12 protein-coding genes and 1 riboswitch are annotated in these 12,931 nt (G+C 67.2%); of the genes, 10 read left to right on the forward strand and 2 right to left on the reverse strand.

What is annotated here, in order from left to right; genetic code table 11:
* Window positions 1–91 precede the first annotated feature (91 nt).
* The 10 genes from BLT64_RS09290 to BLT64_RS09335 all read left to right on the forward strand — a co-directional run bounded on the left by BLT64_RS09290 (window position 92) and on the right by BLT64_RS09335 (window position 10,584).
* Window positions 92–802, forward strand: a complete 711-nt coding sequence (locus BLT64_RS09290) for a fumarylacetoacetate hydrolase family protein (RefSeq protein ID WP_011746522.1) — start codon at window positions 92–94, stop codon at window positions 800–802.
* Window positions 799–1,452: a maleylacetoacetate isomerase gene (gene maiA / locus BLT64_RS09295; protein WP_011746523.1), complete on the forward strand. Its 654-nt coding sequence runs from the start codon at window positions 799–801 to the stop codon at window positions 1,450–1,452. The genes BLT64_RS09290 and maiA overlap by 4 nt, the downstream gene beginning before the upstream one ends.
* Window positions 1,453–1,477: 25 nt before the next feature.
* Window positions 1,478–2,659, forward strand: coding sequence for an ABC transporter substrate-binding protein (locus BLT64_RS09300; protein ID WP_011746524.1), 1,182 nt, complete (start codon window positions 1,478–1,480; stop codon window positions 2,657–2,659).
* 41 nt (window positions 2,660–2,700) lie between these two features.
* The gene (locus BLT64_RS09305) at window positions 2,701–3,621 is read left to right on the forward strand and encodes a branched-chain amino acid ABC transporter permease (protein WP_011746525.1); all 921 of its coding nucleotides are present in this window, start codon (window positions 2,701–2,703) and stop codon (window positions 3,619–3,621) included.
* Window positions 3,622–3,625: 4 nt separating this feature from the next.
* Complete coding sequence (locus BLT64_RS09310; protein WP_011746526.1) at window positions 3,626–4,627, forward strand: branched-chain amino acid ABC transporter permease; 1,002 nt, start codon at window positions 3,626–3,628, stop codon at window positions 4,625–4,627.
* The gene (locus BLT64_RS09315) at window positions 4,624–5,373 is read left to right on the forward strand and encodes an ABC transporter ATP-binding protein (protein ID WP_011746527.1); all 750 of its coding nucleotides are present in this window, start codon (window positions 4,624–4,626) and stop codon (window positions 5,371–5,373) included. Before BLT64_RS09310 ends, BLT64_RS09315 begins: the two co-directional genes overlap by 4 nt.
* Entirely contained in the window at window positions 5,373–6,074 is a 702-nt protein-coding gene (locus BLT64_RS09320; protein ID WP_011746528.1) for an ABC transporter ATP-binding protein, read from the forward strand. Before BLT64_RS09315 ends, BLT64_RS09320 begins: the two co-directional genes overlap by 1 nt.
* Before the next feature lie 57 nt (window positions 6,075–6,131).
* Window positions 6,132–7,583: an aldehyde dehydrogenase gene (locus tag BLT64_RS09325; protein ID WP_011746529.1), complete on the forward strand. Its 1,452-nt coding sequence runs from the start codon at window positions 6,132–6,134 to the stop codon at window positions 7,581–7,583.
* A gap of 62 nt (window positions 7,584–7,645) precedes the next feature.
* The gene (locus BLT64_RS09330; RefSeq protein WP_011746530.1) at window positions 7,646–9,361 is read left to right on the forward strand and encodes a GMC family oxidoreductase; all 1,716 of its coding nucleotides are present in this window, start codon (window positions 7,646–7,648) and stop codon (window positions 9,359–9,361) included.
* 128 nt (window positions 9,362–9,489) lie between these two features.
* A complete protein-coding gene (locus BLT64_RS09335; protein WP_139236897.1) occupies window positions 9,490–10,584 on the forward strand; it encodes an MBL fold metallo-hydrolase in 1,095 nt (364 codons plus the stop codon).
* Between the two features lie 56 nt (window positions 10,585–10,640).
* Here BLT64_RS09335 and BLT64_RS09340 read toward each other — a convergent pair whose 3' ends face one another.
* Complete coding sequence (locus tag BLT64_RS09340; RefSeq protein WP_011746532.1) at window positions 10,641–11,942, reverse strand: D-amino acid dehydrogenase; 1,302 nt, start codon at window positions 11,940–11,942, stop codon at window positions 10,641–10,643.
* A gap of 45 nt (window positions 11,943–11,987) precedes the next feature.
* Window positions 11,988–12,082: riboswitch (glycine riboswitch) on the reverse strand.
* Between the two features lie 132 nt (window positions 12,083–12,214).
* Entirely contained in the window at window positions 12,215–12,913 is a 699-nt protein-coding gene (locus BLT64_RS09345) for a hypothetical protein (RefSeq protein ID WP_011746533.1), read from the reverse strand.
* Between the last annotated feature and the right edge of the window lie 18 nt (window positions 12,914–12,931).

The raw sequence follows: 12,931 nt of genomic DNA on the forward strand, positions 1-12,931 counted from the left end.
GCGCGCCGGTGATGCGCGCGCGCCCCGCCACGACCGCATCCGGGCCGCCCTGGCGGCCATCCGAACCATCCCGAAACGACTGGAAACAGCCATGACCGATTTCGCCTTTCCGCCTCCCGCCCCCGCCAGCCTTGCCATCGAGGGCAGCGAGACGCGCTTTCCCGTCCGCCGCATCTTCTGCGTGGGGCGCAACTATGCCGCCCATGCCCGCGAGATGGGCAAGGATCCCGACCGCGATCCGCCCTTCTTCTTCACCAAGCCCGCCGATGCGGTGGTCGATACCGGGGCCGCGATCCCCTATCCCCCCCAGACCGCCGATTTCCACTATGAGATCGAGCTGATCGTGGCCATCGGGCAGGACGGCGCGAATGTCTCGGTCGAAGGGGCGCGCGAGCTGATCTGGGGTTACGGCGTGGGCATCGACCTGACACGGCGCGACCTGCAATTGCAGGCCCGCGACATGGGGCGGCCCTGGGACTGGGGCAAGGCCTTCGACCTGTCCGCCCCCATCGCGCCGCTGCATCCGGTGGCCCAGGTCGGCCATCCCGAACAGGGCCGCATCTGGCTGGCCGTCAATGGCGCGGTCAAGCAGGATGCCGACATCGCCGAACTGATCTGGGACGTCCCCGAGATCGTGTCCACCCTGTCGCATTCCATGGTGCTGCGCCGGGGCGACATCATCATGACCGGCACGCCCGCCGGCGTCGGCGCCATCGTGCCGGGCGATCACGTCACCGGCGGCATCGACGGGTTGGGCGAGATCGCCATCGACATCCTGCCCGGCGCGGAGCGGGCCTCATGACGCGCCCGGTCCTGCACAATTACTATCGCAGCTCGACTTCCTACCGGGTGCGGATCGCGCTGGCGCTGAAGGGTGTGGACTATGATTACGCGGCTTTGCACCTGCGCAAGGGCGACCAGCGATCCGACGCCTTCCTGGCGCTGAACCCGCAGGGGCTGGTCCCGGCGCTGGAATGGGGCGACGGGCAGATACTGACCCAGTCCCTGGCGATCATCGAATACCTGGACGAGATCATCCCCCAGCCGCCGCTTCTGCCCTCGGACCCGGCGGGGCGTGCACGGGTGCGCAGCCTGGCGGACATGATCGCGCTGGACATCCACCCGATCAACAATTTGCGGGTGCTGGCCTATCTGAAAAATCATTTCGGCGCCGATGACGAGGCCACCGCCGAGTGGTTCCGCCATTGGGTGTCCGAGGGCTTTGCCGCGTTGGAGGCGCGGCTGGCCCGAGATCCGCAGACCGGCACCTTCTGCCACGGCGACCGCGTGGGGCTGGCCGATATCTGCCTTGCCGCCCAGATCACCAACAATGCGCGCTTTGGGGTGGACATGACGCCCTGGCCCACGATCCGCAGGATCGGCGAGGCGCTGGCCGGGATCGAGGCATTCCGGCAGGCCGCGCCCGACCGGCAGCCGGACAACGAAACCTGACCGAAAAACCTTGGGGGAGGACAACATGAAACTTGCAACCGCCTTTCTGGCGACCGCGCTGATGGCGACGACCGCCCATGCGCAGGAACCGATCCGCATCGGCTTCATCACCACGCTGACCACGCCGGCCGCCGCCATCGGCAACGACATGGTGGATGCGGTCAACCTGGCCATCGACCATGTGGGCGGCGAGATCGCCGGCCACCCGATCCAGGTGATCTTCGAGGATGACGGGCTGCAACCCGAACTGGGCCGGCAGAAGGCCGAAAAGCTGGTGCGCCAGGAAAAGGTCGATGTCGTGTCGGGCTTCATCTGGTCCAACGTGCTGATGGCCGCGCGCCGGACCGTGCTGGATTCGGATACCTTCCTGATCAGCACCAATGCCGGGCCTTCCGATCTGGCGGGCAAGCTGTGCAGCCCGGATTTCTTTTCGCTGCGCGGGCAGAACGACGTGGTGCCGATGGCGCTTGGCCAGATCATGAACGAACGCGGCGTCGAGAAACTCTATGTCATGACGCCCAATTACAGCGCCGGCACCGACATGGCGGCGGGCGTCGAGAACACCTTCGAGGGCGAGGTCGTGGGCCGCGACTTCACCAAATGGGGCGAGGATCCGCAGCTGGATTTCTCGGCCGAGCTGGCCAAGGTCGGCGCCTCGGGGGCGGATGCGCTGTTCGCCTTCTATCCGGGCCGGGCCGCGATCTTCGCGCGCCAGTTCGAACAGTCGGGACTGGCCGACCGGGTGAAGCTCTATACCGTCTATACCTTCGACCAGATTGCCCTGCCCACCCTGCAAGAGGCGGGGATCGATGTGGCGCTTGGCTCGGTCACGGTGGACTATTGGTCGCCCGACATCGACACGCCCGCCAACGTGAAGTTCGTCGAGGATTTCAAGGAACGCTATGGCCGGCTGCCGTCGAACTATGCCGCGGCGGCCTATGACCTGATCCCCTATCTGAAGGCGGCGGTGGAACAGTCGGGCGGCGACATCAAGGACCGCGACGCGGTGCGCGAGGCGCTGATCCGGGCCGATTACGAATCGGTGCGCGGTCGCTACAGCCTGGCGCGCAACCACTTCCCCATCGACAACTACCGCAGCCTTGAAATCGCGCCCGACGCCAATGGCGCGTGGAGCATGCGCTCGGACGGGCTGGAGCTGGCGGGGCTGGTCGATCCCTATGTCGATCAGTGCGGCAATGACAGCTAGGCGCGGCGCAAGCGAAACAAACTGATCTCGGGGAGGAGACGGTGGACACGGTATTGTTCGTCAACCAGTTGCTGAACGGCATCCAGCTTGGGCTGATTCTGTTCCTGCTGGCGGCAGGTCTGTCGCTGGTATTCGGCATCATGGATTTCATCAACCTGGCCCATGGCGTGTTCTACATGCTTGGCGCCTATATCTGCGCCACCGTCGCCATCGCCTCGGGGTCGTTCATCCTGGGCTTCGTGGTGGCGCTGCCGGCGGTTCTGGTGCTGGGGCTTGCCACCGAATGGCTGATCGTGCGGCATTTCTACAAGCGCGATCACCTGGACCAGGTGCTTGTAACCTTCGGGCTGGTGCTGTGCGCCGACACGGCGGTGAAATACCTGTGGGGGCCGCAGGGCCTTTCGGTGCCTTTGCCGGCATGGCTGGGCGGCCAGGTCGCCCTGGGCGGCATCACCCTGCCGGCCTATCGGCTGTTCATCGTCGCGGTGGCGGCGGTGGTGGCGTTGGCGCTGTGGCAGGTGATCGCGCGCACGCGGGTCGGCATGATGGTGCGCGCCTCGGCCTCGAACGAGGAGATGGCCCGCGCCCTGGGCATCGAGACGCGGATGATCTTTGCGCTGGTCTTCGCCATCGGCGCGGTGCTGGCCGGCATCGGCGGGATCATGGTGGCGCCGATCACCGGGGCCTCGATCGGGATGGGCAACCAGATCGTCATCCTGGCGCTGGTGGTCATCATCATCGGCGGCATCGGCTCGATCTTCGGGGCCTTCGTCGCGGCGATCGGGGTGGGGCTGATCGACACGCTGGGGCGGGCCTATCTGCCCTCGATCCTGGGGGCGGTCTTCTCGCCCTCGGTCGCCTCGTCTGCGGGGCCGGCGCTGGCCTCGATCCTGATCTATCTGACCATGACGCTGGTTCTGGTCTTCCGCCCGTCCGGGCTTTTCCCGCCAGCGAACAGGTGATCCGATGACACGCAGCATACCCGCCGAAGACGGCGCAAAACTGACCTCCGCCCCGGCAAGGCCCCGTCCTGCAACCGACTGCGACCTGGTGGCCGCCTTCGTCATCCTTGCCGCGCTGGCCGTCGCGCCCTTCGCGCTGGCCGCGATCGGACATGATTTCTGGACGGACGTGATCCTGCGCGCGATGATCCTGGGCATCGCGGCGGTCAGCCTGAACTTCATCATCGGGCTTGGCGGGCTGGTCAGCCTGGGCCATGCGGTGTTCCTGGGGATCGGCGGCTACAGCGTCGGCATCCTGGCCGATCTGGGCATCGACAACGGCCCGGCCCAGCTTGGCGCCGCCCTGCTGTTCAGCGCGGCCTTCGCCTGGCTGACCGGCATGATCGCGCTGCGCACGCGCGGGGTGCATTTCATCATGATAACCCTGGCCTTCGCGCAGATGGTCTATTTCACCATGATGGGCCTGCGCCAGTTCGGCGGCGATGACGGGCTGACGATCAACTATTCCACCACCTTCGGTCCCTTGGACCTGGGCGACAAGGATGTGCTTTACTATGTCGTGCTGGCCGTCCTGGGCGCGGCGATGCTGGGCTTCGCGCGGGTGCGCCGGTCGGATTTCGGGCTGTTGCTGAAAGCCGCCAAGGGCAATGAGCGGCGGGTCAGCGCGGTCGGCTTCAACGCCTATCGCTATCGGCTTGCGGCCTATGTCGCGGCGGGGACGCTGTGCGGGCTGGCCGGGTTCTTGGACGCGAATTTCACCGGCTTCGTCACCCCTTCGGCCATGAGCTGGATCAGCTCGGGCGAGCTGATCTTCATCGTGATCGTCGGCGGCATTGCCAGCGTCTCGGGGCCGATCGCGGGGGCGCTGGTCTTTCTGCTGATCGAGGAGTGGATGGGCGGGCTGACGGTCTATTGGCATTTCTGGTTCGGCCTGTTCCTGATCGCCATCATCCTTTTCGCCCGCAACGGCCTCGTCGGCCTTCTGAACCAGCGGAGGCCGCGATGACCCCGGCACTGCAAGTCAATCGCCTGAACAAGTATTTCGGCGGCCTGCACGCGACGCGCGACGTGTCGATGACCCTGCCCAGGGGCGAGCTGCACGCCGTCATCGGCCCGAACGGCGCGGGCAAGACGACGCTGATCAGCCAGCTTTTCGGAGAGCTGCGGCCCTCGTCGGGCCAGGTGCTGATCGAGGGGCGGGACGTGACCCATCGGCCCACGCATGAACGCGCGGGGCTGGGGATGGCGCGGTCGTTTCAGATCACCACGCTGGTGCGCGACCTGACGGTGGCCGAGAACGTGATCCTGGCGCTCTTGGCGCGGCAGGGCCATGCCGGGCGGTTCTGGCGGCGGGTGGACCGCAATGCGGGGCTTCAGGCCGATGCGGCCGGCGCGCTGGCCCGGATCGGGATGCCGGCGACGCAGCTTGGCCGGCGCGTCTCCGATCTCAGCCATGGCGAACAGCGGATGCTGGAGCTGGCCATCGCGATGGTGGGCGATCCGACGCTGATCCTGCTGGACGAGCCGATGGCGGGCCTGGGTTCCGAGGAAAGCCGGGCGATGACCCGGTTCCTGGCGCAGCTGAAGGGCAAGACCACGGTGCTGCTGGTCGAGCACGACATGGAGGCGGTGTTCGAGCTGGCCGACCGGCTGACCGTGCTGGTGCGCGGCGAGGTGGTGGCGGTCGGCACGCCCGCCCAGATCCGCGACGATGAACGGGTGCGCGACGCCTATCTGGGGGAGGATGCCTGATGCTGAAGGTGCAGAACCTGACCAGCGGCTATGACCGCAGCCAGATCCTGTTCGACATCTCTTTCGAGGTCGGCGCGGGCGAGGTCGTGTGCCTGATGGGCCGCAACGGCATGGGCAAGACCACCACGGTGCGCGCGCTGATGGGCCTGTTGCCCGCATGGGACGGCGCCGTGGAATTCGAGGGGCGGCAGCTGAACGGCATGTCGGCGGCGCGGGTGGCCAAGCGCGGATTGGGGCTGGTCCCCGAGGGCCGGCAGATCTTTCCGAACCTGACCGTGCATGAAAACCTGCGCGTCGCCGCCGCCAACCGGCGCGGCCAGCCCGATCCCTGGACCGTGGAGCGCATCTACGAGCTGTTCCCCGGCCTGCACGAGCGAATCGGATCCCATGGCAACCTGCTATCGGGGGGCGAACAGCAGATGCTGGCCATCGGCCGGGCGCTGATGACCAATCCCAGCCTGCTGATCCTGGACGAGGCGACCGAGGGGCTGGCCCCGGTGATCCGCGACCAGATCTGGGACTGCATCGCCCGGCTGCGCGGGCTCGGCCAGTCGATCGTGGTGATCGACAAGCATGTCAAGCGCCTGCTGGACGTGGCCGATCGCTTCTATGTGGTCGAAAAGGGCCGCACCGTCTGGTCGGGCGACCCCGACCGCGTGCGCGCCGAGGATGACAGGATCAAGGGCTATCTGACCGTCTAGCTTCGTGACGGCCCGGCTTGCCGCCGGGGACGAAATTCAACCCAAGGGAGGAACAACATGGAAACGCTTCTGCATATCGACAACGAACCCGTTTCGGCGACCGATGGCGCGACCTTCGAACGGGTGGCGCCGCATACCGGCCAGACCGTGACCCGCGGCGCCGCGGCGGGGATCCGCGACAGCCTTGCCGCCGTCGATGCCGCCAGCCGCGCCTTTGTCGAATGGTCGCGCAGCGGGCCGGGCCAGCGCCGCGCGCTGCTGCTGAAGGCCGCCGACGAGATCGAGGCGCGCATGGGCGATTTCGTCGCCGCCATGCAGGCCGAGGTCGGCGCGAACGCGCTGTGGTCGCAGTTCAACGTCATGCTGGCCGCCAACCTGTTCCGCGAGGCGGCCGGGCTGGCCACCCAGATCCAGGGCGAGACGATCCCCACCGACAAGCCCGGCACCCTGTCGATGACCCTGCGCCAGCCCTGCGGCGTGGTGCTGAGCATCGTGCCCTGGAACGGTCCGGTCGTGCTGGCCGCGCGCGCCATCGCCTATCCGCTGGTCTGCGGCAACACGGTGGTGTTCCGCGCCTCGGAAACCAGCCCGCGCACGCATGAGCTGATCGCCCAGGCCGTCTATGCGGCGGGTTTCCCGGCGGGCACGCTGAACTTCATCACCCATGACCTGTCCACCGCCCCCGAGGCGATCGAGGCGCTGATCGCGCATCCGGCGGTGCGGCGGGTGAACTTCACCGGCTCGACCGCGGTGGGGCGGATCATCGGCGAAAAGGCAGGCAAGCACCTGAAACGCTGCATCCTGGAACTGGGCGACAAGTCCCCGCTGGTGGTGCTGGACGATGCGCGGGTCGATGACGCGGTGACGGCGGGCATCTTCGGCGCCTTCCTCTATCAGGGCCAGATCTGCATGACGACCGAGCGGATCATCGTCGATGAGAAGATCGCCGACGATTACGTTGCGAAATTCGCGGCCCGCGCCAGGGAACTGCCGCTTGGCGATCCGACGACGCAAGCGGCCTGCGTCTTGGGGCCGGTCATCAGCATGAAGGCGGCGGACCGGCTGAAGGGGCTGCTGGACGACGCGGTGGCCAAGGGCGCGCGGATCGTCGCGGGCGGGCATGGCGAGGGCGCGATGATGCCCGCCACCGTGCTGGACGGCGTGACCCCCGAGATGCGGATCTATGCCGAGGAAACCTTCGGCCCCATCGTCTCGATCATCCGCGCCAAGGGCACCGAGGACGCGATCCGCATCGCCAATGACACCGAATTCGGGCTGTCGGCCGGCGTCTTCGGGCAGGATGTCACCCGTGCGCTGGAGGTTGCGGCGCGGCTGGAGACCGGGTCGGTCCATATCAACGGCGCCACCGTCCAGAACGAGGCGCAGGCCCCCTATGGCGGTACCAAGGCCAGCGGCTTCGGCCGCTTCGACGGCCGCGCGGTCATCGACGAGTTCACCGAACTGAAATGGCTGACCATCGAGCAGAGCGGCCAGGGCTATCCGTTCTGACGGCAATGACCGCGATCCCGCCGGCGGGGAGGCCGGCGGGACAGTAACCAGGGAGGGGTGACATGAGAAACGACAAAGGCGGCGCCATCGAGCGCCTGGAACGCGCGTTCATCGCCGGGCGCATCTCGCGGCGGACCTTCATCTGCTCGGTGCTGGCGACGGGCCTTGTCGCGGCGGGCGCGGTCGGCGCGCTGGCCGACGAGCTGGAGGCGATCCGCCAGATCCAGGCGGAACGGCTGGCGGATCTGCCGCAGCGGTTCGACTATATCGTCGTCGGCTCGGGCAGCGCGGGTTGCGCGCTGGTGGGGACGCTGGCGGACCGGACCGACGGCAACATCCTGCTGATCGAGGCGGGGGACTGGGACACGGCGCCCACGATCGACGACCCGCGCGCGTGGTTCGCCAATCTGGGCACCGAACGCGACTGGGGCGATGTCGCGCTGCCGGGGCCGGGCGTCAATGGCCGCGCCATCCCGGAACATACCGGCCGGGTCGTGGGCGGCGGCTCCAGCATCAATGCGACGATCTGGGCGCGCCCGACCAGGGCCGACATGGACCACTGGGCCGAGGCCAGCGGCGACGAAGCCTGGAACTATCAGGCCAGCCGCGAGATCTACAAGCGGATGGAGAACTGGCGCGGCGCGCTCAACCCCGAATTCCGCGGCACCGACGGCCCGGTCTGGGTCCAGCCCGCGCAGGACGTGCTGCCGCTGGTGGATGCGACGCTGGCGGCGGTGGCAGAGATCGGCCTGCCGGTGGTCGATGACCTGAATGCCGAACGCGAGCTGACCGGCAACGGCTTCGGGCTGATGAACCAGATCATCAAGGACGGCCGGCGGCATTCGCTGGCCCGCGCCTTCCTCTATCCCGTCCTGGGGCGCGGCAATGTCACCTTGCTGGTGAACACTTCCGTCAACCATGTGCTGATCGAGGGCGACACCGCCGTGGGCGTCGAATGTCTCCGCGACGGCCAAGTCCAGACTTTCCATGCCGATCGCGAGATCATCCTGTCGGCGGGCGGCTTCAACACGCCCAAGCTGCTGATGTTGAGCGGTATCGGCGACGAGGCGCACCTGGCCGATCACGGCATCGACACCCGGATGCACGCCCCCGAGGTCGGCCGGAACGTGCAGGACCACATCCTGCATGGCGGCTGCATCTTCGAGGCCCCCGAACCCGTCGAGCATCGCAACAGCGCGGCCAATATCTCGGGCTATCTCAAGACCGACAGCGCGCTGGACCATCCCGATGTCAGCATCGTCCAGATCGAGCTGCCCTATGCCAGCGAGGTGATCGGCCAGGAATACGCCCCGCCGGCCGGGGCATGGGCGCTGTGCGGCGGGCTGGTCGCGCCCCAAAGCCGGGGCACCGTGCGACTGGCATCCGCCGATCCGGCCGCGCGGCCGGTGATCGACATGCAGTTTCTCAGCCATCCCGAGGACGTGGAATACCTGGCCCGCGCGATCCGGCTGGCGCGAGAGATCGCCCATGCCCCCGCGCTGAAGGACCACATGCTGCGCGAGGTCGCGCCGGGCCGCGACCTGCAGGGCGACGAGCTTGCGAATTTCATCCGCAACGGCGCGACGACCTATTTCCACGCGGCCGGCGCCTGCCGGATGGGCCGGGACGAGGGCGCGGTCGTCGATGCGCAGCTGCGCGTGAACGGCATCCGCCACCTGCGCATCGCCGACAGCACGATCATGCCGCGCATCGTGACGGTGCCGACGATGCCGGTCTGCGCCCTGATCGGGGTCCGCATGGCCGACATGCTGGCCTGAGGCGCGGGGCCGGTCACTGGGCGCGGGCAAGATGATCGGCACTGAAACGGCACATGATTCCAGGAGGAGAGGAACAAATGCGGAAAAGGTGGACCCTTCGGGGCCTGTGCGCTTCGACGGCGGCCTCGGTGATCTTGATGGCCTCGGCCGTCGGGGCCGAACAGGGCAGCGAAACCTCGGACCCGACCAGCGAGACCGAACTGGTCATCCTTGGCGGGGGGGCCGGCAGAACCTCTTACGGCGGCGACCCTACCGGGGGCTTCTCGGCCGCGGTCGTCGTCGGCGAGGACAGATATATCGTGGATTTCGGAAGAGGCTGGCAAGAGCGCTATTATGAAGCCGGGCTTGGCAACGAGCGGGCGCATACGGGGTTCAGCGGCCTTGAAGGGCTGAAGGCCGGCTTCGTGACGCATCTTCATTCCGACCACATCATCGACCTGCCGCGCCTGCTGCTGTTCGGATCCACCGAGGGCCTGCGCAAGCGAACGGATCCGGTGGTGATCGTCGGCCCGGCCTCGCGCGGCGACCTGCCGCCGCTGGCCTCCAACCTGGAACGGGAAGAACGGCTTGTCAGCCCGGAAAACCCGACCCCCGGCATAAAGTCCACGGTGGAGCAGATCTTTGCGGCATATGCGTCGGATCTGAACGACAACATCCGCGACAGCGGCATGCCGCATCCCGATACCTATATCGAAGTCCGCGAGATCGCGCTTCCAGAAGGGACCCCCGGACCCGATGTCAGTGTCGCCCCCGAGATGGCACCTTTCGAGATCTATCGGGACGAGAACATATCGGTTTCCGCCATCTTGGTGGATCACGCGCCGATGTATCCGTCCTATGCCCTGCGATTTGAAACGCCGGACGGCGTGATCGTGTTTTCCGGTGACACGAACATGAACCCGAACCTTGTCGAAATTGCCAGGGATGCCGACATCCTGGTTCTGGAGGTCATCAGCACGGACTGGGCGAACAACCTGTTCCCCGAGCCTCGATCCTCTGCCGATATCGCCAAGCTTCACCACCTGCTGGAATCGCACACCCCCGTCGAGGAGGTCGGCCAGGTTGCCGCCCAGGCGAATGTCGGCCGCCTGGTCCTGTCGCACCTGGCGCCTGCAACCGTCCCCGACGAAGAGTGGCTGGCCGGCGTAAGCGGTTTCGAGGGCGAAGTCCTTGTCGGTCGGCCGCTTCTGCGATTGGGCCTGTCGGAAGCGAACAATCCCTGAGGTGGGGATGACGCTGGACACGCGCCGGGACGGGTTTGTCCCGGCGCGCCTGAATGTCATCGGTCGCTTGCGCCCACAAGGGCCGCGCGGGCAGGCGGCATGTTCTCTGCCGTGAGTGGCATCACGGCGCCGGGGCGGCGCAGCTGCGCTTCGACCGATTGCGCGACCAGATCGGCGGTGGCGGCGGACAGGGTCCAGCCGAGATGCCCGTGGCCGGTATTGTAGAACACCCCGGCGCGGCGGCCCGGCCCGACCTTGGGCATCATCGAGGGCGTCATCGGCCGCAGCCCCGCCCAGGGCACGCATTGCCGGGTCGAGACGGCGGGGAAATGCCGGTTCACCCATTCGACCAGCGGGCGGATCCGACAGGCGCGGATGTCGCGGTTCTCGCCCGCGAATTCGGCGGTGCCGGCGACCCGGAAGCGCGCGCGGCCAAGGCGGCTGGTGACGATCTTGGCGGCATCGTCCAACAGGCTCAGCTCCGGGGCCGCCTGGACCGAGATGTCGTCCTCCAGGTTCACGGTGATCGAATAGCCCTTGACCGGATAGATGTTGACGCGATCGCCAAGGCCGCGCGCGATGGCCCGGCTGCCGATGCCGGCGCAGACCACGATCGCGGGATGGATGGCATGGCGAACCTGGCCCTCGGCGTCGCGATAGCGGATATGGGTGTCGGTGCCGTCATGGCGGCAGGACAGGATCTCGGTCTCCATCCGGTAGGTGACGCCAAGCCGGGCCGAGGCGCGGGCAAGGCCGGTGGTGAACAGGTGGATGTCGCCGGTCGCGTCGCCCGGCGTGTGAAAGCCGCCGATGAAATCGCCCTTCAGGCGCGGCTCCAGCCGTCGGATGCCCTCGGCGTCCAGCTCGACCCGCTCGACCCCGCCGGCGGCCAGCAGCTCCGAGACGCGGCGGGCATGGGCCATCTGCGCCTCGGTCGCGTAGAAATGCAGGATGCCGCGGTCGTCGCGGTCAAACGCGATGCCCTCGCGCGCGGCGATGTCGCGCATCCGCTGACGCGCGGCCACGGCCAGTTCGGCGGTGCGGGTGGTATTGGCGCGGTAATTGGGAATATTGCCCAGGAATTGCGCCAGCCAGCTGTATTTGTGCCAACCCGGCTTCAGGCTCAGCGACAGGGGCGCGTCGGGTTTCATGAGCCAGGTCAGGCCCTTGGCGATGGTGGCCGGATAGTTCCAGACCTCGGCATTCGAGGCCGACAGCTGCCCGCCATTGGCGAAGCTGGTCTCCATCGCGGCATAGCGGTTGCGGTCATAGACGGTGACGGCAAAGCCGCGTGCGGCCAGTTCATAGGCGGTGGTCACGCCGGTGATCCCGGCGCCGATGACGGCGATATTCTGCATGGTTCTCTCTGGTTTCCAAAAAGTCAGAACACGCCGGGCTCGGCGCATCCCCCCTCTGTCCTTTTGCCTGAGAGTATCGCCGCGCTTCGCGGCTTTCTCCTTCGGCGGATGCTGTCGCATCTCTCTCCAGAGTGGCGGTCCGGCAGTCCTGGTGCCTGAGAGATTCCGGGGCGTTGCTCCGTCGGCGCGGGTGGGAACCCGACTCTCCTGTCCAGACCGTGTGGATGTCGGCGGGCCCGTCAGACCGGGCCTGCCATTCGTGAAGGGGGCGGTCAGGCGGGGTTCTTGCCAGCCTCGGGGGTCCGCTTGCCCCAGTTCAGCGCCACCGCCACGATGATCGCCAGGATGCCGGCGGCGGCCGAGCCGAAGAGCGACGGGATGGGCGACAGGAACACCGCCAGCCCCGCCAGGATGCCGGTCAGCGCGTTGCGGCGGGTGGCGCTGTTCATGAACATCACCAGCACCGCACCATAGAGCGCGGGCAGGGTATAGCTCTTGATCGCCTCGGCGACGGCGGGGGGCAGGACCTCGATCAGCGCGGCGCCGATCAGCACCAGCGCGACCAGGAAGACCAGGTTCACCAGCACCGACACCGCGATGCCGATCACCGCCGCCACCTCGGCCTTGCGGCTGCCGGCCTCGGCCTCCACCGCGCTCTGGCACGAGATCACCACCGGCATCCGCATGTTGCCGATATTGCCGGACAGAAAGCTCATATAAGTGCCGCAGACGCCCAGGACCGGGAAGTAGGAGATCGGCTCGACCACCCAGATGATGCCGACAAAGGCGGCGATCGCCAGAAAGCCGGTCAGGATCGGGCCGATGCCGGGAAAGGCATCCAGGACGAAGGACAGGTAGAGCGCGGGCATCATGCACAGCACCATCGCGATCAACAGCGACAGGCGGCCGATGCGATGGGCGCGGGGGATGAAGCGGCTTTTGTAGAAGCCTTCCATGGTTTGGTCGGTCATTTCATCGTTCTCCGATAA

The organism is Paracoccus denitrificans (genome assembly GCF_900100045.1).
In the GTDB taxonomy this organism is placed as follows: domain Bacteria; phylum Pseudomonadota; class Alphaproteobacteria; order Rhodobacterales; family Rhodobacteraceae; genus Paracoccus; species Paracoccus denitrificans.

What these genes read in the sequence shown, in the direction of transcription:
- BLT64_RS09330 (WP_011746530.1), top strand. Translation starts at nt 7,646, where the DNA reads ATGAGAAACGACAAAGGCGGCGCCATCGAGCGCCTGGAACGCGCGTTC.
- maiA (WP_011746523.1), top strand. Translation starts at nt 799, where the DNA reads ATGACGCGCCCGGTCCTGCACAATTACTATCGCAGCTCGACTTCCTAC.
- BLT64_RS09345 (WP_011746533.1), bottom strand. Translation starts at nt 12,913, where the DNA reads ATGACCGACCAAACCATGGAAGGCTTCTACAAAAGCCGCTTCATCCCC.
- BLT64_RS09315 (WP_011746527.1), top strand. Translation starts at nt 4,624, where the DNA reads ATGACCCCGGCACTGCAAGTCAATCGCCTGAACAAGTATTTCGGCGGC.
- BLT64_RS09300 (WP_011746524.1), top strand. Translation starts at nt 1,478, where the DNA reads ATGAAACTTGCAACCGCCTTTCTGGCGACCGCGCTGATGGCGACGACC.
- BLT64_RS09320 (WP_011746528.1), top strand. Translation starts at nt 5,373, where the DNA reads ATGCTGAAGGTGCAGAACCTGACCAGCGGCTATGACCGCAGCCAGATC.
- BLT64_RS09340 (WP_011746532.1), bottom strand. Translation starts at nt 11,942, where the DNA reads ATGCAGAATATCGCCGTCATCGGCGCCGGGATCACCGGCGTGACCACC.
- BLT64_RS09310 (WP_011746526.1), top strand. Translation starts at nt 3,626, where the DNA reads ATGACACGCAGCATACCCGCCGAAGACGGCGCAAAACTGACCTCCGCC.
- BLT64_RS09325 (WP_011746529.1), top strand. Translation starts at nt 6,132, where the DNA reads ATGGAAACGCTTCTGCATATCGACAACGAACCCGTTTCGGCGACCGAT.
- BLT64_RS09290 (WP_011746522.1), top strand. Translation starts at nt 92, where the DNA reads ATGACCGATTTCGCCTTTCCGCCTCCCGCCCCCGCCAGCCTTGCCATC.